15 protein-coding genes are annotated in these 23,066 nt (G+C 26.5%); 12 read left to right on the forward strand and 3 right to left on the reverse strand.

Annotation, left to right across the window (positions count from 1 at the left end):
• The first annotated feature begins 168 nt into the window (after positions 1–168).
• On the forward strand, positions 169–1,428 hold the full coding sequence (gene lysA, locus FD728_RS03195) for a diaminopimelate decarboxylase (RefSeq protein ID WP_159934754.1): 1,260 nt from the start codon (positions 169–171) through the stop codon (positions 1,426–1,428).
• On the opposite strand, the gene mutH is transcribed toward lysA, so the two are convergent.
• Positions 1,425–2,102, reverse strand: a complete 678-nt coding sequence (mutH, locus tag FD728_RS03200) for a DNA mismatch repair endonuclease MutH (protein ID WP_159934756.1) — start codon at positions 2,100–2,102, stop codon at positions 1,425–1,427. The genes lysA and mutH overlap by 4 nt on opposite strands.
• A 308-nt stretch (positions 2,103–2,410) precedes the next feature.
• Between mutH and rppH the strand changes: the two genes are divergently transcribed.
• From rppH to recD, 6 genes are all read left to right on the forward strand, one after another.
• Positions 2,411–2,905: an RNA pyrophosphohydrolase gene (gene rppH, locus FD728_RS03205; protein WP_159934758.1), complete on the forward strand. Its 495-nt coding sequence runs from the start codon at positions 2,411–2,413 to the stop codon at positions 2,903–2,905.
• A gap of 348 nt (positions 2,906–3,253) precedes the next feature.
• Positions 3,254–4,144: a prolipoprotein diacylglyceryl transferase gene (gene lgt, locus FD728_RS03210; protein ID WP_159934760.1), complete on the forward strand. Its 891-nt coding sequence runs from the start codon at positions 3,254–3,256 to the stop codon at positions 4,142–4,144.
• A 1-nt stretch (position 4,145) separates the two neighbouring features.
• On the forward strand, positions 4,146–4,940 hold the full coding sequence (thyA, locus tag FD728_RS03215; protein WP_159934762.1) for a thymidylate synthase: 795 nt from the start codon (positions 4,146–4,148) through the stop codon (positions 4,938–4,940).
• 212 nt (positions 4,941–5,152) lie between these two features.
• Complete coding sequence (recC, locus tag FD728_RS03220; RefSeq protein ID WP_159934764.1) at positions 5,153–8,488, forward strand: exodeoxyribonuclease V subunit gamma; 3,336 nt, start codon at positions 5,153–5,155, stop codon at positions 8,486–8,488.
• 413 nt (positions 8,489–8,901) lie between these two features.
• The gene (gene recB, locus FD728_RS03225) at positions 8,902–12,519 is read left to right on the forward strand and encodes an exodeoxyribonuclease V subunit beta (RefSeq protein WP_159934850.1); all 3,618 of its coding nucleotides are present in this window, start codon (positions 8,902–8,904) and stop codon (positions 12,517–12,519) included.
• Positions 12,520–12,521: 2 nt separating this feature from the next.
• Positions 12,522–14,381, forward strand: coding sequence for an exodeoxyribonuclease V subunit alpha (gene recD, locus FD728_RS03230; RefSeq protein ID WP_159934766.1), 1,860 nt, complete (start codon positions 12,522–12,524; stop codon positions 14,379–14,381).
• Between the two features lie 83 nt (positions 14,382–14,464).
• Here the strand turns inward: recD and argA are convergent, their stop codons facing one another.
• Entirely contained in the window at positions 14,465–15,790 is a 1,326-nt protein-coding gene (argA, locus tag FD728_RS03235) for an amino-acid N-acetyltransferase (RefSeq protein WP_159934768.1), read from the reverse strand.
• 1,381 nt (positions 15,791–17,171) lie between these two features.
• Here argA and FD728_RS03240 point away from each other — a divergent pair.
• Positions 17,172–17,567, forward strand: a complete 396-nt coding sequence (locus FD728_RS03240) for a DUF423 domain-containing protein (protein ID WP_159934770.1) — start codon at positions 17,172–17,174, stop codon at positions 17,565–17,567.
• A gap of 115 nt (positions 17,568–17,682) precedes the next feature.
• Here FD728_RS03240 and queF read toward each other — a convergent pair whose 3' ends face one another.
• The gene (queF, locus tag FD728_RS03245) at positions 17,683–18,537 is read right to left on the reverse strand and encodes an NADPH-dependent 7-cyano-7-deazaguanine reductase QueF (RefSeq protein ID WP_159934772.1); all 855 of its coding nucleotides are present in this window, start codon (positions 18,535–18,537) and stop codon (positions 17,683–17,685) included.
• Between the two features lie 1,012 nt (positions 18,538–19,549).
• Between queF and FD728_RS03250 the strand changes: the two genes are divergently transcribed.
• From FD728_RS03250 to pyrG, 4 genes are all read left to right on the forward strand, one after another.
• Positions 19,550–19,696: a hypothetical protein gene (locus FD728_RS03250; protein ID WP_159934774.1), complete on the forward strand. Its 147-nt coding sequence runs from the start codon at positions 19,550–19,552 to the stop codon at positions 19,694–19,696.
• Positions 19,697–19,949: 253 nt separating this feature from the next.
• Positions 19,950–20,105 (forward strand): hypothetical protein, encoded by a 156-nt coding sequence (locus FD728_RS04750; protein WP_236261822.1) that lies wholly within the window; start codon positions 19,950–19,952, stop codon positions 20,103–20,105.
• A gap of 89 nt (positions 20,106–20,194) precedes the next feature.
• Positions 20,195–20,824 (forward strand): hypothetical protein, encoded by a 630-nt coding sequence (locus tag FD728_RS04755; RefSeq protein WP_236261823.1) that lies wholly within the window; start codon positions 20,195–20,197, stop codon positions 20,822–20,824.
• A 552-nt stretch (positions 20,825–21,376) separates the two neighbouring features.
• Complete coding sequence (pyrG, locus tag FD728_RS03260; RefSeq protein ID WP_159934776.1) at positions 21,377–23,020, forward strand: glutamine hydrolyzing CTP synthase; 1,644 nt, start codon at positions 21,377–21,379, stop codon at positions 23,018–23,020.
• Positions 23,021–23,066: the final 46 nt, after the last annotated feature.

Below are 23,066 nucleotides of genomic sequence, written 5' to 3' on the forward strand. Positions count from 1 at the left end.
TGTATAAATATAAAAAACACTTAGATTACAATCTAAGTGTTTTTTAACAGTATTTTATTTAAAAGCATATCATTTTAATTAATATTTTGTGATTAATTAATTTTATAAAAATATTTTTAATTATATTATTAATGTGTAATTAAAAATATAATTAGCAGGAATATTGAAATGCCACGCCTACTAAACAATACTGAGACAGCGTTAAATGATATTAACATTTTATCATTAGTAAAACGCTATACTAGTCCATTTTGGATATATGATGCTGCTATCATTAAAGATCGTATCGATAAGCTAAGTGATTTCGATGTTATTAGATTTGCTCAAAAAGCGTGTTCAAATATTCATATTTTACGTCTCATGCGTAATTTTGGTGTTAAGGTTGATTCAGTATCATTCGGTGAATTAGAACGTGCATTAACTGCTGGATATCAACCTAATAGTGAAGATATTGTTTTTACTGCTGATGCCGTAGATCAAATAACATTAGAACGTATTGTTGCCTTAAAAATTCCTGTTAATGTCGGATCAGTTGATATTTTATATCAGTTAGGTTTATTATCGCCTGGTCATTTAGTATGGCTACGTATAAATCCTGGATTTGGTCACGGGCATAGTAAGAAAACTAATACTGGTGGAGAAAATAGTAAGCACGGGATTTGGTATAAAGATTTATTACAAGCATTAGCTGTTATTCAGCAATATAAGCTTTCTTTAGTAGGGTTACATATGCATATTGGTTCAGGGGTTGATTATAATCATTTACAGAAAGTATGTGATGCTATGGTAAATAGTGTAATTAATTTAGGGCAAGATATTAAAATTATTTCAGCCGGAGGAGGATTATCTATACCATATCATTTTGAAGAAGAAGCGATTGATACTAAGCATTATTATAATATATGGAACGATGCTCGAACTCGTATTGCCAATTATCTTGGACATCCAGTAAAATTAGAAATAGAACCAGGACGCTTCCTTGTAGCAGAATCAGGTATATTGGTATCACAAGTACATGCAGTAAAGAAAATGGGTAAAAAACATTTTATATTAGTAAATGCAGGTTTTAGTGATTTAATTAGACCATCTATGTACGGAAGTTATCATCATATTTCTCTTCTTCCAGGTGATGGTAGAAAGTTAAATCATAACATAAATAGTATCGTAGCTGGTCCTCTATGTGAATCTGGAGATGTTTTTACCCAACTTGAAGGAGGGAAAATAGAATCTCGTTTATTACCATCACCTCAAATAGGAGATTATTTAATATTCCACGATACTGGTGCTTATGGTGCGTCAATGTCATCAAATTATAATAGCCGTCCGCTAATTCCAGAAGTCCTTTTTGAAAATGGGAAAGCTCGTGAAATTCGTCGTGCACAAACTATTCATGAATTACTAGCATTAGAGCTCAATATTATTAATTAAGAAAAAAATCGCTTTAATAATTTTCTAGTAAAATTCTTCTTAAGGTAAAAAGCACGAGGTAAAACCATTATAGATTGTCCATATTTATTTATACCTGTAGTTAATATCTTACTATTAGCTGCCTTAGGACGAATTTGTAAATATTCTCCATGATGTGCAGTTATATTATTGACTTGTCCTAGTACAATCATATCCATCAATTCTTCCCAATCTTGACGAAGAATTAATAAATCTTTACTAGTTGGCGTCCATAATATTGGTGATCCGACACGTCTTTGAGGTAAAGGTACAAAATGACTTCCTTCAACTGGTATCCATAGTACTCTTGTAAGTTTACGCTTTACATAACTGGTTTCCCAAGTCACTCCATTATTTCTAATTAATGGGGCTATACAAACAAAGGTTGTTTCTAATGGATTTCCTTGTAAATCTACTGGAATTGTTTTAAGTTCAATACCAAAATGAGGAAAATCTTGTTTTGCTTTGTTTTTATTTTTAGCACCAAGATGTAATTCAATTAAATTTCCTACCCAACCTTTATGACGTTTTAAATTTATAGGAATAAATAGGTTAAATTGTTCTGCTAGAGTTATAAAATTTTGACCAGCTAATTGCTGTGCTCGTTTTAATAGCTCTGTTTCATTTTTAGGGTATGAAGGAAATAAATCAATCATAATTGGTTAAAATATATATTTTTATAACATTATTTTATTTATAAAATAGATAAAAAGGATTATTTTAATAATTTTACAAGATTACTAATATTAATTACTATATGCAATATTTAAAATAAAATGAACTATAAAAACCAAAAATAATTAATATTTATCCTACTATTAATAAATCTAATAAATCAATTAATATCTATATATTTTTATTTATATACTAAATTAGAGCATTGAATATCTAATATTCAAGCATCTTTCATGAGTATGAAACAATAATTAATATATTAAAATTTAGTTTTATTTGAGATAGTCCAGTGATTGATAATAATGGCTACCGTCTAAACGTAGGTATCGTAATTTGTAATCAAGATAGACAAGTATTATGGGCTAGAAGATTTGCACAGAATTCTTGGCAGTTTCCTCAAGGAGGTATTAATTTGAATGAAACTGTTGAACAGGCAATGTATCGAGAATTATTCGAAGAAATTGGGTTACATCGAAAAGATGTTCAAATACTTGCTTCAACTCATAAATGGTTATGTTACAAATTACCACATAGATTAGTTCGGTGGGAAACACAACCAGTGTGTATTGGTCAAAAACAGAAATGGTTTCTTTTACAATTAATATGTAGTGATGTAGATATTAATCTAAAAGATAATAATCGTAATACGCCAGAATTTGATAGGTGGCGTTGGGTTAGCTTTTGGTATCCAGTACGTCAAGTTGTTTCTTTTAAACGTGATGTTTATCGCCTCGTGATGAAAGAATTTTCTAAAGTAGTGATGCAAATAGGACAACATACATAATATATACACCTGTAATAATCATAGAATAGTATAAATGAATTATTTACTAAACATCTATAATTAATTATGGCTGATCCACAATATGTAGATTTACATGTTTAAAATTTGAAATTTTATCTTATCTGTTTTTTAACGTTTAAATTTTTTAAAAATAAAAAGAAATTATTGTATATTTTAAATAAAAAATAATTTTATTTAGTTATTTTTAATATGATATATTAATATGATTAATATTCATTTAAAAATAGATATTCTATAAATATGAAAATGTTTAAATATGTGATTAAAATAGTTAGTCATTATAAAATTTAATGTTTTTTTAAACTTCATAAGAAAAAATGGCAAAATATGACGAACGGCTATATTCCTTTTCCTCAATTCAATCCAATTATATTCTCTTTAGGACCAATCTCATTTCATTGGTACGGCTTGATGTATTTAGTAGGTTTTATCTTTGCTATATGGCTTGCAAGACGTCGAGCTAATAAACAATATAGTAGTTGGAAAAAAGAAGAAGTAGACAATTTATTATACTCCTGTTTTTTTGGTGTATTTTTAGGTGGTCGCATTGGATATGTATTATTTTATAATTTTTCATTATTTTTAAAAAATCCCTTTTATTTATTTAAGGTGTGGGATGGTGGAATGTCATTCCATGGTGGATTAATTGGTGTAATTATAGTTATGTTATGGTTTGCTAATTGTAAAAAAATTAAATTCTTTCAAATATCTGACTTTATCGCTCCATTAATTCCATTTGGCTTAGGAGCTGGTCGTATTGGTAACTTTATTAACGGTGAACTTTGGGGACGTATAGCTCCAAATTTTAAATTCGCTATGTTATTTCCAGGTTCTCGTAATGAAGATATTATCTTTGTTGCTAAGAATCCACAGTATGAGTATATGTTGAATACTTATGGTGTTTTACCACGTCATCCTTCACAACTATATGAATTATGCTTAGAAGGCATTATATTGTTTATAATTCTTAATCTATTTATTCTTAAACCTCGTCCTATGGGTAGTGTTTCTGGTCTTTTTTTGATTAGTTATGGATTATTTCGTATTTTTGTAGAATTTTTTCGTGAACCAGATATACAAATTGGTCTATTTATGGAATGTATTAGTATGGGACAAATTCTTTCGATTCCAATGATTATAAGTGGAGCTATTATAATGATTTTTTCTTATCTACAACAACAGCATAATCTATACTATAATAACCAACTAAAGAGATGAAATGAAACAGTATTTAGATTTAATGCAACATATATTAAATGAAGGATGTAAGAAATTAGATCGAACTGGTACAGGAACTATTTCTATTTTTGGCTATCAAATGCGTTTTAATTTACAAGAAGGTTTTCCTCTCATTACGACTAAAAAAGTACATTTACATTCGATTATCTACGAATTATTATGGTTTCTTAAAGGTGATACTAATGTTGGTTACTTAAAAGATAACAATGTTAATATTTGGAATAATTGGATAGATAAAAATGGTGATCTTGGACCTATATACGGTAAACAGTGGCGTAGTTGGAATAGTGCATCTGGTCAAAATATTGATCAAATATCTAAAGTAATAGAACAAATAAAATCTGATCCGAACTCAAGACGAATTATAGTTTCAGCTTGGAATGTTGGCGAATTAGATAAAATGGCATTAGCACCCTGTCATACTTTATTTCAATTTTATGTGGTTAATGATCAAATTTCTTGTCAACTTTATCAACGATCGTGTGATATATTTATTGGATTACCTTTTAATATTGCAAGTTATGCATTATTATTACATATGGTAGCACAACAATGCAATTTAAAAGTAGCCGATTTTATTTGGACTGGAGGTGATGTTCATTTATATAATAACCATGTAAAACAAGCAAATTTACAGTGTTCTCGAATACCTCGTTCTCTTCCAAAGTTATTTATTAATCGTAAACCTAGTTCAATATTTGATTATAAATTTAAAGATTTTAAGCTAAAAAACTACAATCCCTATCAAAATATTAAGGCTCAAGTTGCAGTTTAAAGTAGTTATAAATTGATTATTACATTATTTGTAAATTTAAAAAATAATTAACATTAAAAATCATTTTAATATTAAATTAATTAATAGTTTGTTTTAAAATTAAAATTTAATAATTTAAAACAGTCATTATCAAATAAGTGAATATGGTATAAACATACCTGAAGTAAAAAAATAATCCGATCTTTAATAATATTTGAATTTTAAGAGAACTTATGTTTCAAGCTTATCATTCTAATCATTTAGATTTATTAAAAAATTTAATAGTAAAATTAATGGTTATGCAGCCAATTATTGATCCAATGGTAGCTGAGCAAATATTAGTACAAAGTAGTGGTATGGCCCAATGGCTACAAATAGAGTTAGCAAAAAGTTTTAATATTGCAGCTAATATTGAATTTTTATCTCCAACGGAGTTTATTTGGAATACTTTGATTAAAGTATTCCCTAAAATTTCAGAAAAAAAAATATTTAATAAATCTCATATAACTTGGAAAATAATGCATTGTTTACCGATATTATTAGATGATACATCTTTTATACCTTTAAAACAATACCTTCATAAAGATCAAGATAAACGTAAATTATATCAATTAAGTTCTAGTATTGCTGAAGTATTTGAAAAATATGTATTATTTCGTTCTGATTGGTTAAAAAATTGGGAACGCGGTAACTTAATTGATAAATTAGATAAATCTCAGTTATGGCAAGCTAAACTATGGAAATATTTAATTGATTCTAAAGAAATTAACAAAAAATATATTACAAATTTTTATGTTTATTTTATTCAAATTTTAGAAAAAACAAATCTTTTACCCCCAACTTTACCAAAACGTATATTTATTTGTGGTATTCCATCATTACCTCCTATCTACCTACAAATATTAGAAGCACTTGGTCGACATATTGATATTCATTATTTATTTATGAATCCATGCCGTTATTATTGGGGTGATATTCAAGATTATCCTTTAATGATAAAAGCACAAAAACGTCAGGTTGTTCGAACACCATCTATTTTATCAAATACGTGTAAAAATTTCCATGAACAGCAATTTATTAATCCTTTGTTATCTTCGTGGGGTAAGTTAGGAAGTGATAATATATTTTTACTGAACCGTCTAGAATCGTCAATTAATGATATTGAAGGTTTTGTCGAAATACCACAAGATAATTTATTACATAACTTACAAAGTGATTTACTTAATTTAAATAATAAAGCTATTGTAGAAGTTAATGGTATTGAATTTAATAATTTTAAAAAACGTAATCTTAATAGGGATGATAAATCGATTTCTTTACATATTTGTCATAGCATCCAAAGAGAATTAGAAGTCTTGCAAGATCATATTTTATCTTTAATGGAAAAAGATCCTGACTTAAAACCTCGTGATATTATTGTTATGGTAGCTGATATTGATAACTATGCTCCCTTTATTCAAGCAACTTTTTCTAGTGCTCCTTCTGAGCGTTATTTACCATTTTCTATTTCAGATTGTACTGCAAGCTATACTTATCCTATAATTCGAGTATTACTTAACCTTTTAAAATTACCTGATAGCCGTTTTACTTCTGAAGAGGTTCTAGAATTACTAGAAATACCTACATTATCGAAACACTTTTCAATAGATGAAAAAGGATTGCGTTTACTTAGGCGCTGGGTAATGGAATCAGGTATTCGTTGGGGTCTTGATGATACTAGTGTAGAATCTTTATCACTTCCAATTACTGGACAGCATACGTGGCGTTTTGGCTTACAACGCATGTTACTAGGCTATGCTTTAGAAAGTAGTAATGGCGCTTGGAATGATATTTTCCCTTATGACGAAGCAAACGGGATTATAGCTGAACTAGCTGGTAATCTTGCGGAATTTCTTTCGTGTCTTGATACTTGGCGTATGAAACTAAAAGATGAGCGAAATCTTAATGATTGGCAACCATTATGCCGTGAGTTAATGGATACTTTTTTTAGTAATGATTTAGAAAGTGCGCCAGCATTACAATTAATAGAAAAACAGTGGAATCAGATTATTGAAGAAGGAATACAAGCTAACTATGAATATCCTATTGCTATAACATTATTAAGTGATGAACTTAGCAAACGTCTTGATCAATATAAGTTAAGTCAGAATTTTCTTATAGGACAAATTACTTTTTGCACTATTATACCAATGCGTTCAATTCCTTTTAAAGTAGTTTGTCTATTAGGTATGAATGATGATATTTATCCTCGTGCATTGACAACATTTAGTTTTAATTTAATGCAGCAGCAAGTACGTAAAGGAGATCGTAACCGTCGTGATGACGATTGTTATTTATTTCTTGAAGCTTTAATTTCAGCTCAGCATCAATTTTATATTAGTTATATTGGTCAATCAATTCAGAATAATAGTAAGAATTATCCATCTATTTTAATAAAAGAACTCATCAATTATATTGCTCAAAGTTTTTGTTTAACCGGCGATGAAAAATATGATATGGATACTAGTGAACAGAATATAAGAAATCATATACAAATATTACATAGCCGCATGCCTTTTGAAGCAGAAAATTTCTATCCGAATCAAGTTAGGCAGAGCTTTGCCTTTGAGTGGATACCGATAATAAATGGCACAAGATTACCTCAATCAGATTTTATTCAACCTCTAGCTCCTCAAAAAAGAAAAAAAATATTTTTTGATCAACTATTACTATTTTGGCAGAATCCATTAAAAGCTTGGTTTCATCAGCGCTTAGGCGTTAATTTTAATATAGATAATAATGAACTATTAAATAATGAACCATTTATACCTTCTAACTTAGAAAGATATGAAATGAATGTTCAAATACTTAATGCATTGCTACTTAACAAAAATATTGACCAACTTTATGCAAATTACCGCGCTGCCGGTAACTTGCCTTACGGGGAATTTGGTAAATTATTTTGGCAAACTCAAATTGAAAAAATGAAAGAAATATCTATGCATTTTATTAATCAATATCAAGAGACGGAAAATTGGGAAATTGATCTCCAATTAGATAATGTACGGTTAAATGGTTGGTTAATTAATGTTCAATCAGATGGTTTGTTGCGTTGGCGGCCTAACTTAACTAATATAAATGATGGTTTAATGCTATGGTTGGAACATTTATTATATTGTATTCTAGGTGGTATAGGTGAAAGTCGTATTTATGGATATAAAAAAAGCTGTTGGCGTTTTAAGGCATTATCAGGAGAGCAAGCTTTATCTTTATTTAAAGAATATATAAATGGTTATCAAAATGGTTTAAATAATCCATTGATGTTATTAGAAAAATCTAGTAGTGCTTGGATAAATGTTAGCTTTGATTTTAAATCGTATCAGTTATTAGAAGATGAAGTAACCCAGAAAAAAGCCATAAACAAACTTATACAAGCTTGGCATGGTAACACTAATATAAAAGGTGAATGCATGATAAATCCTTACTTACAACGTTTAGTACCTAATCTTACCCAGAGTGTTATAAATGATATCATCAATACTGCTCGTAAATGGTATTTACCAATATACTTAGCTAATATTAATAATTAATTTATTAAAATATTAGTATGTATATAATTGTAAATTTATAATCAAAAAATATAATTTTAATCATAAATTTTACATATATGAACAGAATAATCGGATTTGTTCATATAATTATAAATTCAATTAAATTAATTAATTTCTGCTCTAAACACATACCTAGTAATGAAATATAAATGCTATTAATCAAACATTTCTATAAATATTCTTTTACACAACAAGATAATAGAGTAAATAATTAAATAATATAGAAAATTAAAAAATTAATTAATATAATTATTCTTGATATTAAAAAAATCTAATGTAGCAAAATTAATAAATGTTTATATAAATCATTTCATTATATATACCATATATATAATTTTACTTGTGTTTTAAGTTAATTCTTTAGTTAAATGAGAAAATATATAATGAACTCAATGATTATTCATCAATATGAATCTCTTAATCCGTTTATACTACCATTACGTAGCTCACTTTTGATTGAGGCTTCTGCTGGTACTGGTAAAACCTTTACTATTGTTTTATTATATTTACGTTTACTTCTTAGATTAGGAAATGAAAATGCATATGTTCGCCCCTTATCTATAGAAGAAATTTTAGTAGTAACTTTTACTGAAGCTGCGACTTCAGAGTTGCGTGAGCGTATTCGTGAAAATATTCATGAATTACGTTTAGCTTGTATTCGAGGATATTCTAATAATGTAATGTTAATGGAATTATTAAAATATATATCAAATACTGCTGATGCAATTTCATTACTACTAATCGCTGAGAGTCAAATAGATAAAGCTGCTATTTTTACTATTCATGGTTTTTGTCAACGCATGATTAACTTTAATGCTTTTGAATCAAAAGTATTTTTTAAACATAAGTTAATTGAAAATGAAGAATTATTATTAAAACAAGCTACTGCGGATTTTTGGCGCTATTATTGCTACCCATTAAAACAAGATATTATTCGAGTAATTGTTAATGAGTGGAAAGGACCTGAACAGTTATTTGTTACACTAAAACCTTTACTTCAAGGAAAGTTATCAACTTTAAGTATTATTCCTAAAGATGGCGAGACATTGGAGTTACGTCACGATCATAACTTGTCTAATATTATAAATATTAAACAACATTGGTTAAAATTAGGTAAACAAATAATTACCTTAATAAGTGATTCTGATATAGATAAACGTAGTTATAGTAATAAATATTTATTACTATGGTTCAATCAAATTTCAAAGTGGGCTAAAAGTGAAACAAATAGTTATGACATACCTAATAACTTATTTCGATTTGGACAAAAAGCACTACAAGAGAAAACTAAAAAAAATGGTGTGTCACCATATCATTTATTTTTTTTAGAAATTGATCAATTTTTAAAAAAAGCAGTTTCATTGCGTGATTTAGTGATTATTCTTGCATTAAAATATGTGCGTTATTCTGTTCAAAAAGAAAAAGAATCTCGAGCGTTATTAGGTTTTGATGATTTACTAATTAAGCTCGATGCGGCTCTTCAACTAGAAGATAATAAAGATCAATTAGCACAATCAATTCGTATGCGCTTTCCAGTAGCACTTATTGATGAATTTCAAGATACAGATCCAATTCAATATCGTATTTTCCATAAGTTATATATGAATCAACGAGATCATATTCTCTTATTAATCGGAGATCCAAAACAAGCCATCTATGCTTTTCGTGGTGCAGATGTTTTTACTTATATTAAAGCGCGTAATGAAATAAAAAAACATTATACGTTGGGTACTAATTGGCGATCTTCAGCAATGATGATCGATAGCATTAATACTTTATTTTCTCAAGTAGAGATGCCGTTTCTCTTTAAAGATATTCCTTTTTGTTCAGTAAAATTTACAAAAGCAAATCATTTATTAACTTTAAAATTTAAAAATTGTCTACAGCCAGCATTACGTTTCTGGTTACATTCAGATCATAAATTAACTTTTAATGAACACCAAAATTTCATAGCACAAAAATGTGCTTTAGATATTAGTTATTGGATACATTCCGGTAACCAAAAACAAGCATTGTTAGGTAAAATTCCAACATTGCGACCTATTCAAGCATCAGATATTACTGTACTAGTACGAAATCGTAGTGAAGCTAACTTAATACGTGATGCATTGAATCAAGTTAATATTCCATCTGTGTATCTTTCTAATAGTGATACTATTTATATGGTAACAGAAGCTCGTGAATTACTTTGGTTATTACAAGCAGTATTGGAACCAGAGCAAGGAACTATTTTACGTACTGCATTAGCAACTTCGCTTTTGGCTTTTAACGCTCTGCAAATTGATAATTTAATTTCGTATAAAAATCAGTGTACTTGGCATAAAATAGTAGACATGTTTACTCGTTGGCGTTTAGTTTGGGAAAAGCATGGTATACTACCAATGATTCATACTATTATTCAAGATCATCAATTAGCAGAAGAAACTTCAGCATTTAGAAATATTGAACGTCGATTAATCAATTTACTTCATTTAGGAGAATTATTACAAGAAGCTTCAATAAAAATGAATAGTTTACATGCATTAGTACGTTATTTATCTAGACAGATATCATTATGTATAAATGAAAATAACAATGAAAATAACAAATCAGTGAATCAACAACAGTTACGTTCAGAAAATAATATTAATTTAATTAAGATAGTTACTATTTATAAAGCCAAAGGCCTTCAATATCCACTAGTTTGGTTTCCTTTCGCTACTGGATTTCGAGAAATAAATACAGATATCGTTCTATATCATGATCGTAAATATTTTAATTCTATTATAGATTTAAATGCTAGTAATGATATTCTTAATTTAGCTCAACAAGAAAAATTATCAGAAGATTTACGTTTACTATATGTAGCTTTAACACGTTCAATTTACCATTGTAGTGTAGGTATTATACCATATTTTCAAAATACAATTAAAAAGAATAATAAAACTGATTTTCATAAAAGTGCACTAGGATATCTACTACAACGTGGCAAAGCAGCGACAGAACAACAATTAATTAAAATATTGGAAAATATTAAGAATACAGGTATAGATGTAGTATCTTCTCAGAAATTAAATGTGCAACATTGGAAAGTAAAGACTATTTATGATAATCATTCATCTCATTATGATAATCCTTTATTAAATGCTCGTAAAGTTACACGTAAGCTTACAGATTCATGGTGTATTAGTAGCTATACTAGCTTATATCATCAAAATACTTATAATATATCTGATACAATACCAAATTTTGGTTTAGAATTTGTTAGAAAAAAATCTAATATTGAACAGAATGAATATAAAATAGAATCATTAACTCCTCATGATTTTCCACGTGGTGTAAAATCAGGCATTTTTTTACATGAAATATTTCAATCTCTAGATTTTATGCATTCCCCTTCAAAACATGAATTATCAGAGCATCTATCTAGAAATGGTTATTCTTTAAGTTGGCAACCAATGTTAAACCAATGGGTTACTAATGTTTTGAATGTTCAATTAAATAAAGAAGGAATAAAACTTTTTGAATTATCTCCTAATAATAGATTAATAGAGATGACCTTTTATTTTCCTATAAATCATTTGTTAGAAGTTCAAAAATTAGATGAGATAATGCGATATAATGATTCATTATCAGCTGAAGGACCTATATTAAATATTCCAAAAATTTATGGTATGTTAAAGGGTTGTATTGATTTAGTATTTCGTTGGCATAATAAATATTATATTTTAGATTATAAGTCTAATTGGTTGGGAAGTGAACTTAATTCATATAACCTATCAGCCATGAGAAAATCAATGATTACTCATCGCTATGATTTACAATACCAATTGTATACATTAGCCTTGCATCGTTATTTAAAGTACCGTATGCCTAATTATAATTACGAAGAACATTTTGGTGGTGTTTTTTATTTATTTTTGCGTGGGATAAATGTTAATTCATTTAGTAATGGTATTTTTTATATAAGACCGACATTTAATTGTATATCAAAATTAGATAATTTATTGAATAGCCATAGTATGGAGTAGAGATGAGTAGTATGGTAAAATTACTTACTCAAGCAGTAAAATTAGGTTTATTACGCTTCTTAGATATACAATTAGCTCAATTATTAGCAGATAATAATCATCCAGTACAACTTTTAGTAACAGCTTGTCTTAGTTCTGAAGTTGGAAAAGGACACATTTATTTAGCATTATCAGAATTAAATCCTGATTTTCTTTTTAATGGAAGTTATCCTAACTTAGCTAAAGTTATATGGAATACAGCAGGTAATCCACAAAATTGGACTTTTTTATTGCAAGAGTGGTCAGCATTGAGTACAAAAGAGAAGGTAGCGCCAATTATTCTAGTAGAAGATCGTCTCTATTTACATCGTTTTTGGCAATATGAAAGTAAAATAGTCACTTTTTTTCAATCAAGAGCTATGATGTCCCAATGTTTCAAATCAATTCATATTCGTTCAGTACTAGATAAATTATTTGGAAATAATAAACTAGATAATTGGTTTAAAGTAGCTATTGCTGTAGCGCTAACTAAGAAAATTTCAGTAATATCTGTAAGTGCTAGTAATGAAAAAATTAAAATTATAACAAAACTATTAGAAGCATTAATTTTATTAAGTAATGGTACGTTGCGCATTCAATTAGTAGCACCTACTATAAAATCGACATTGAATTTAACTAAATTACTTAGTCAAGCATCATGTAATCTATTTTTACATAATAGTCAGCATAATTATGCTCCTATAGAAGCTATTACACTACCTAATTTATTAGGAATAAACCAAAAAAATCAGCGATTACGCTATCATGTTAATAACCCATTACATTTAGATGTTTTAGTAATAAATGATGCTTCAATCATTAATTTAAATATGATGGTAAATTTAATAAATGCTTTACCACCGCAAGCACAAGTAATTTTTATTGGAGATCGAAATAAATTAATTTCATTTGAAACTGGTGCTGCAATACTTAGTGATCTTTTCTATTACGATGAAGTAGATTACAGTTCTTCACGTGCAATGCAATTGAATATGCTTACAGGCTGTGATGTTCATAGCGTCAAAGATGATAATCCAATGGCATTAATCATTCGTGATATTATTTGTTTACGGCATAATGAGTATAGTTTTGATACTACTTCTTCTGGTATTAGTCAACTAGCATTAGCAGTTAATTCTGGTATATTAAAATCAGTTAAATCGATTTTGTACGCTGGATTTGCAGATGTTACATATAAACCATTAAATAACAGTAATGACTATAATGTTATGATAGAAGAAATAGTAAAAAATTATCATTATTTTCTAATCCTAGTTGCTGATAATGCAGAACCTATAAAAATCATTAATGCTTTTAGAAAATATCAATTATTGTGTGCTGTTTATGAAGGATCGTGTGGTGTATATCATTTAAATTATTGTATTGAGCAAAAACTGATACAATTACGATTTATCCCATTTTCTTGCAATAATAAGAATTATTGGTATCACGGCAAACCAATATTAGTAACACAAAATCATAGTGCAATTGGTTTGTTTAACGGAGATATTGGTATTACTCTTTATGATTATCAAAATGTATTACGAGTGTTTTTTCTTCAATCAGATGGTACTATTAAAACAGTATTACCAAGTCATTTACCTGCTCATGATACCGCTTGGGCAATGACTGTATATAAAACTCAAGGATTAGAATTCGAATTTCTTACATTTGTTATGCCGATGACATTTTTACCTTCATTAACACGAGAATTAATTTATAATGCAATTACTTGTGCTTGTAAAAAGTTAACTTTTTATAGTGCTAATGACATACTTAACTTTGCAATTCATCGTAGTGCTCGACGGCGTAGTGGATTATTAAAAAGATTAACTAAAAGTTAAAGATAATAAATAAGTTCAAGATTTACTTAACTAGACTTAAAGGAAGGTTATTTATAAAGAAAATTATTTATATTTTAAAATTTCTAATATAAATCTATCATTAATACTTTTGAACGTCGTTGATAATTATACATTTTCTTTTTACTTTCAGGTAATAATTCAACATTTACAGGAGTAAAGCCATGTTCTTGAAACCAATGAATGCTACTTGTTGTTAAAACAAATAACTTTCTTAAACCTATTTGGCGAGCTTGTAATGATATATTTTCTAATAATAATTCACCACGTGATGAATTTCGATAATCAGGATGTACTGCTAAGCATGCCATTTCACCAATTTTTTCATCTAAAAAAGGATAAAGTGCTGCACAAGCAATAGTTAAATTATCTTGTTTTATAATCGTGAAATTATGGATTTCCATTTCTAGTTGCTCTCGAGAACGCCGTACTAAAATTCCTTGAAGTTCTAATGGACGAATAAGATTTAAAATACTACCAATATCATTAATATTAGCACGTCGAATTTGTTCAGATGATTCCATGACAATTTGTGTACCAATACCATCACGAGAAAATAATTCCTGTAATAATGCACCATCTTTTTGATAGCTAATAAGATGGATGCGCCGTACGCCGTTTTTACAAGCTTTTACTGCACCTTTTAAGAAGCAAACAGTAGCTGAAAAGTCGTCTTTATGTTCTATTTTGTTAATATATAGTTGCACTTCATCTGAAAATAGCTCAGAAATAATTTGACTGTCATAGTTAATAACTCCTTGTTCTGAACAAAAACCAATCATTTTTTCAGCTTTAAGTGCAATTGCTAATTGAGTTGCTATTTCTTCTGAAGTTAGATTGAAACTTTCACCTGTTACCGATCCTGCTATAGGACCTAATAATACAATAGCGCCATTATCTAATTGTTTATGTATTGCTTTTTGATCAATACGACGAATTCGACCACTATGACAGTAATCAATACCATTATCAATTCCTAAAGGCTGAGCAATAATAAAATTACCGCTTACTACATTGATATTTATCCCTTGTAAAGGTGTGTTATTAAGACTCATTGACAATCGAGCAGTAATATCTAATTGTAAACGTCCAGCTTCTTGTTTGATTAATTCTAGTAATTGGGCATCAGTAACTCGTATATATTTATGATATATAGTTTTGATATTTTTTTGTACTAGAATATTATTAATTTGTGGACGTGCTCCATATACTACAACAAGACGGATTCCAAGACTATGTAATAAGCTAATATCATTGATAATACTAGAGAAATTTTTATGTTCTATAGCTTCTCCTCCAAGCATAATTACAAATATTTTATTACGATGAGCATTAATATAAGGAACAGTATGACGAATACTTTGAACTAATTCAGTACGACGTTCCTTCATAAATACCCTCCATTTATGAATCTTATGTTTTATAACAATGTATGAATTTGTAAGTTGTATGCTTAGATGAATAATAAAGAACTATATATTTTAATCGTTATTATTTTTATGTTTCTTATGTATTAAAATAAAATAATAAAAATTATATTATTATAATTTTTATGTAAAAAAGAATTATACCTTTAATATTAAGAGAATTAGAAAATTCTATGCTTAAGTGTCTTATTTAAATAAGTATATTATTGTAATATATACAATAGGTATACACTATAATATATACTTTTGCTTTATTTATTAAATTAAAAGTAAGGTATTTATCTTAATTAAATATATTAAATTTGATATGTGATTATATTAATAAATAAAGAAATATTTTTAGATTTAGATAATTTTTAGCTTAATAAGCTTAAATTAGTAATTTACTTATATTAAATATTTTGATTTTAATATTTTTTTTAATATAAATCAAATTTATTTTTTTTAGTTTAGTCTAAAATGATATATCAAATAAAAAATATTAATAATTATCTGTAAAAAATTTCATTTTAAAAATATTATACTTTAATAGTTTGAAGTAAATTATATATGGTTAAATAAGTTTTAATATTTAATTTATTAAATACTTCTATTAATATAGAAAGAAAAATAGTTAAGCTTTTTTGAATTTATAATTAATAATATAATAGTTGAACATTATATTATTGCATATAATGATTTATTTATATATAATTTTATTATATGAATTTTAATTCATAAGGACATCTTATTTTAAAAGATAGTCAATTATTTTTTAAATTTAGAACAGAATAGTAGATAAAATTAATAGTACTATAGAAAAGTATTTTAAAATAATTAATGCTTTTAACTTAAATATAAACTAAAGATATTCTATTAATAAAAAAGTACTACTTTGGTAAATTTGAATATTATTTAAAATAAGTGAATAGTTTTAGAAACTAATCTATTATATAAATGAAGTTCTATTACTTAATAATAAATAAAGCCTCAAGATAGCTTTTGGTCATTATTTTTTTTGCTATTACGATAGAGTTAGATATTAGCTTAACTTAATTAGTATCATATATTAATTAATAGTTAAATAATATATTATTTATGTATAACTATTATTAAAAACCTTATATGATAAGAATCAAAGAATTAATTTATAAAAAGTTAATCTTATATTTTTTATATACCTATAATAAATGAGAAATAAACAAAGTAAAAATAATAGGCAACCAATATTCATGCTTATTTTAAAAAAGCAATTAATTAAGATATATTAAATCGAATTTATATCAATAAAAATAATATTTTTATTTTAATTAAGTTAAATACTACATAGTTAATAATATAACATATGAAAGAATGTGAGGATTCAATGTCTAGTCGTGCTATGTTTATTTTTGTTTCTTTTAGCGGGTTTTTATTAGTGATACTTAGTGCATTTAAAGAACATGTTTTTGTTAAATCGCTAAATCTTACTGATATGTCTTATCTTCATACTGGTATTGAATATCAAGCTTATCATACGTTAGCTATTATTGGGATAGGATCTACGATATTGAAACAGACCAACATGTGGTTTTATTGGAGTGGTGCAGTAATGATTTTTGGTATTATACTTTTTAGCGGTAGTATTTATGGTTTGGTCTTATTACATTTAAATTTTTTTTCTTTCATTACTCCAATAGGAGGAGTGTTTTTGCTTATTTCTTGGTCTTTAATGTTAATAGGTTCTTTTTATATAAATAAAAGAGAGAAGTATATTTTTTAAATAAGTTTTTCTATTAATAATTTCATTAATCAAAAAACTTATTTAAAAGTATTAATAGTTATATTTAATTATTTTAAATAATTAAAATTTAATCAATTAACAACTATTAAAATATTTATTGTCGTATCAAACGAGAATAATTTGGAGAAAAAGATACATTACTACGCCATGGATTGATATCAATGCCGCCACGACGTGTATATCTGGCATAAACAGTTAATTCTTTAGGATGACAAAAACATTGAATATCAGTAAAAATACGTTCGACACAATGTTCATGAAAGTCATTATGTTTTCTAAATGAAATTAAATAACGCAATAATGATTCATGATTAATATGCGGACCTTTATAACGTATCATTATAGAACCCCAATCAGGCTGATTAGTAATTAAACAATTGGATTTTAATAAATGACTAATAAGAGTTTCTTCAACATGTTTATTATTATTGGTAGATTGAAATAAATAATTTGAATTAAGATTATAAGTATTAATACTAATATCTTGATTATCAATTAAATATCCTGATAAATATCCTATTGATTTTAACTGAGGTTCATCTAAATGAAATAACTGAACTTTTACATTTCCACAAACGAAGTTAGTTAGATCATTTTCTAATTTTTGTTTTATTGCATTCCAATTAACAAATACAGTTTGATTAAAACTATTAAGATATAATTTCAAACTTTTAGATTCTATTATATTTTTAGTATCTGTAGCGAATATTATTTGTCCTATAGCCACTTGAGGTATACCTTTAATATTTAACCAAGATACTTCATACAATGTCCAAATATCAGCACCATGGAATGGTAAGCAATCTAAAGATATACCAATTATGTCACGATTTAAACAACGAGGTATTGATTGTAGTAACATTTTATTATAGTAAGTTTTATAAATAGTTTTAGATTCATGTAGAATACTTAAGTTACTTAATTTGTGAGTCCAGTTTTTATCATCCATAAAATACCAATAAATTGTTTTTAGCTATTTCTAGGAATTAAATTTATTAATTCAGATTTACTTTTAAAGTAATCAGTCATATGTTTTAAAAAAATAATAAATTATTTATAATTAAATATTTAATTTTATTATTTAATTAGTTCATTATTTAAATTTTTTTTAAAAATTTTAGGTTATTTTATTATGTAATAAAAATTTATTTATTTAAAATTGATTAATTTATCAGAATATATTTCTATTTACTTCATTTAAATAGAAATATTTCACAAATATATTAAAAAAAATAGTAAAATTCTAACAATAAATATATCAAAGTATAATATACTGTTATATAAAATATTTTTTATAGATTTTATTAGTTAGTTAACTATCCATATTTTTATAATCAATAAAAAATTTCTTATATATAGATTTTAGAAATCTATTTCTATTTAAAATCCATTAAAAAAAATTAATTTTAGTATTTTTATACTAATTATTAAAATTAATTAAAATGGTTTACTATTTGTTTAATAACTAATTTAAATTATTTATGTATTTTTTGTTATACTAATTTTATGATAAAAGTTATTCAAAAGTAAGTTAATTTTTAAAATATAAAAAAATTGAAAAATTATACATTTTTTATAATAAATAAATTAAATGAAAACTATGTTAATAAATAATTAATAATTTAATATTATATTTTTTTCAACTAATATTTAATTTTTAAAAAGCAATAAATTATCCTTAAATTAACTTTATACGAATTTTATAAAGGAAATATGTAAATTATTTAAAAAATAATGATAGTTATACGGATTATTTTTAACTAAAAAGTAAAAGAAAAATCTTTATATGTAAACTATAAAAGGTAATGATATGTTGTTTTAAGTAAAAGGTTTTTATATTCATAACTAAAAATACTTATATGTATTAAAATAAGCAGTCCATGCTATTGTTTAGCAGTTATCTTAATACTTAAAAAGTAGTAACGCTCAATATTTTCCTATAAACCAGCCATTTCAAGTCCATGGTTTTATTCAAGAAAATATTTTATGTTCAAATTTCTATGGTAGTAGGAGAAGACATGGTTGTAGTCAAAACAATATATTTCAATATAATAATAAATTTTGTACCTGAAGAATGGATTGATCGTTTAGATATGAATAGTCAATAATCTAATCAAATATTAGTAAATTTTTATATTTTTCTATAATGAAAATAATGATTATTATCAATGATATCATCAATAATATCTCTTATTAAGATGGCGCGGTATTGAAATGGTAGAGATCCTAACCATGCTTACTACAAATATCCATAGCCTATAACCTGCAATACCATTAGTACATGCAAAAGTGATAAATAAAAATAATTTAGAAAAATATTTTAGTAAATGTATTGTATCTCTATTTAATGAAATAAAAAGCATGGATAATATATATCCATTAAAATTAATGAATAATAGTCATATTAGTTCAAAACAAGTTTTATGTAACTTTCGCCGTATGCTGCTATTAGCAATGATTAAAAATGTTCATGGTATAATGAAGTTTGATCGACGTATTAGTATTTACGTTAATTAAAAGATGCAAATGAACGTACAAATGTACTTGCAGCTAAAGAAAGTATTAATATTTATGCTCTACTTACTCATCGTTTTGGTATCAGTAAAGTGAAATGGGAGATTGAAGATTATTGTTTTCGTTATTTATATCCTTATGAATATAAATATATAGCACATCTTTTAGATGAACGTCGTATTGAAAGAGAACAATACATTACAAATTTTGTTACTTCTTTAAGTAAGAAAATCAAAAAACATGGAGTACGTGCATCAGTATATGGTCGTCCAAAACATATTTATAGTATATGGCTTAAAATGCAGAGAAAATTGATTACCTTTAATGAATTATTTGATTTACTTGCAGTGCGTATTGTTGCTGAACACATCCAAGATTGTTATGGAGTATTAAGTACTGTACATGCACTTTATTGCCATCTTCCAAATGAATTTGATGATTATATTGAGAATCCAAAACCAAACGGTTACCAGTCAATCCATACTGTGGTATTAGGGCCACAAGGAAAAGCTGTAGAGATTCAAATTCGCACATATCAAATGCATAAGACTGCTGAATTAGGGTTAGCTGCACATTGGAAATATAAAAAAATGCCAATATATTGTAATCACTTTCGCAGTATTGAAATTATTGAATATGAAAAATCTATTACATGGTTACATAAATTAATTAATTGGGAAAAAGAAATATTCAATAAAAGTAAGTTATTAAGAAGTATATAGTTATTTATTTTAAAATACTATATTCAATTCCTTATCATATTACATAAAAACTGAACAAAATAAGCATGGAGTATTATACTCTTTATAATTATTTGAATAAAATTCAAAATTTTTATATACTGTTAATTATATATTTAATTAAATTTATTAAAAGTATATAATTAATAAATTCAAGAAAGGGTTTATCATTGGTCATTTATGATATTTTATCAATTCTTTAAAATAATTATTGATAATCAATAAATATCTTTTATACTTAAAGACTTATATAAGTGATAATAATTGTCATTATTTATTCTTTAAATGAATAATTCTTAAAATATGAATTTCATTTATTTCATTAATATTTAATTGATAAATATAATAAACTTGCATTTAAAAAGTTATTTAATCAGAAATAAATTCTTGGATACAACATGAAGTACTTGAATTTTTGCTTAATTTAATAATATCTATTTATTATTTTATTTATAGTTCATTATAACTTTTGTTATGTTAGTTAATCCTCGCTTTTATTTTACATCGTTTTAAATCTACAACTTCAGGTTAAGCATGACAACAAATTATATTTTTGTAACTGGAGGTGTTGTTTCTTCTTTAGGGAAAGGAATTACTGCAGCTTCCCTCGCAACTATCCTCGAAGCACGTGGTTTAAATGTAACTATAATAAAGCTTGACCCATATATTAATGTTGATCCTGGTACTATTAATCCAACACAACATGGTGAAGTATTCGTTACAGATGATGGAGCTGAAACTGATTTAGATTTAGGTCATTATGAGCGTTTTATTAGAACTAAAATGTCACGTAATAATAATTTTACTACCGGTAAAATCTATTCAGAAGTACTGCAGAAAGAACGTAGAGGTGATTATCTTGGAGCTACTATTCAAGTAATCCCACACATTACTAATGCTATTAAAGAACGTATTTTTAGAGGCGGTGAAGGTCATGATGTAGTTTTAGTAGAAATCGGCGGTACAGTAGGAGATATAGAATCATTACCATTTCTTGAAGCAATTCGTCAAATAGCTGTTGATATTAACCGTAACCATACTATATACATACATTTAACATTGGTTCCTTATATGTCTTCAACTGGTGAATTAAAAACTAAGCCAACTCAACGTTCGGTAAAAGAATTATTATCGATTGGAATTCAACCAGATGTTTTAATTTGTCGTTCTGATCGTACAGTACCAACAAACGAACGTACAAAAATTGCATTATTTTGTAATGTTTTAGAGAAAGCAGTTATTTCTTTAAAAAACGTAAATTCTATTTATGAAATTCCATTTTTACTTAAATCGCAAAGATTAGATGATTATATTTGTAATCATTTTAATCTTATTCTTCCAGAAGCAAATTTATCGGAATGGGAAGAAGTAATTTATGAAGAGGCTAATCCCGTAGGTAAAGTTATTATTGGTATAATCGGTAAATATATAGAATTACCAGATGCGTATAAATCTGTAATTGAAGCGCTTAAACATGGTGGTTTAAAGAATCGACTAACCGTAAGCATTAAATTAATTGATGCACAAGATATTGAATTAAATGGTATTGAAGTATTAAAAGATTTAGAAGCTATTTTAATTCCTGGTGGATTTGGACAACGAGGAATAAAAGGCAAAATTATAACTGTACAATATGCTCGTGAAAATAACATACCTTATTTTGGGATTTGTCTTGGTATGCAGGTAGCTTTAATAGAATTTGCTCGTAATGTTGTTGGATTGGAAGATGCTAATTCTACAGAATTTATGCCGAATTGTAAATATCCAATAATTGCTATGATTACTGAATGGCGAGATGAAAACGGTAATATAGAACAGCGTAATGAATATAGCAATTTAGGTGGTACAATGCGTTTGGGTGCTCAGCAATGTCAATTAATTATAAATAGTAAAGCTCATTATTTATATGGGTCTGATCTTATCATTGAACGTCATCGTCACCGTTATGAAGTTAATAATTTATTATTAAAACAGATTGAAGCGGCTGGTTTACTTATTTCTGGTCGTTCTGAAGATAATTTATTAGTTGAAATAATTGAGATTCCAAACCACCCTTGGTTTGTAGCATGTCAATTTCATCCAGAATTTACGTCAACTCCTCGTGATGGTCATCCATTATTTACTGATTTTATTAAAGCAGCACAAGAATATCATCAAAGATGTTTAACAAAACTTTAATATAATTAAATCTATAAAAAAATTATACTCTATTTCTTGTAATTTT

Source organism: Pantoea sp. Aalb, assembly GCF_009829985.1.
Classification (GTDB): Bacteria; Pseudomonadota; Gammaproteobacteria; order Enterobacterales; family Enterobacteriaceae; genus SZZU01.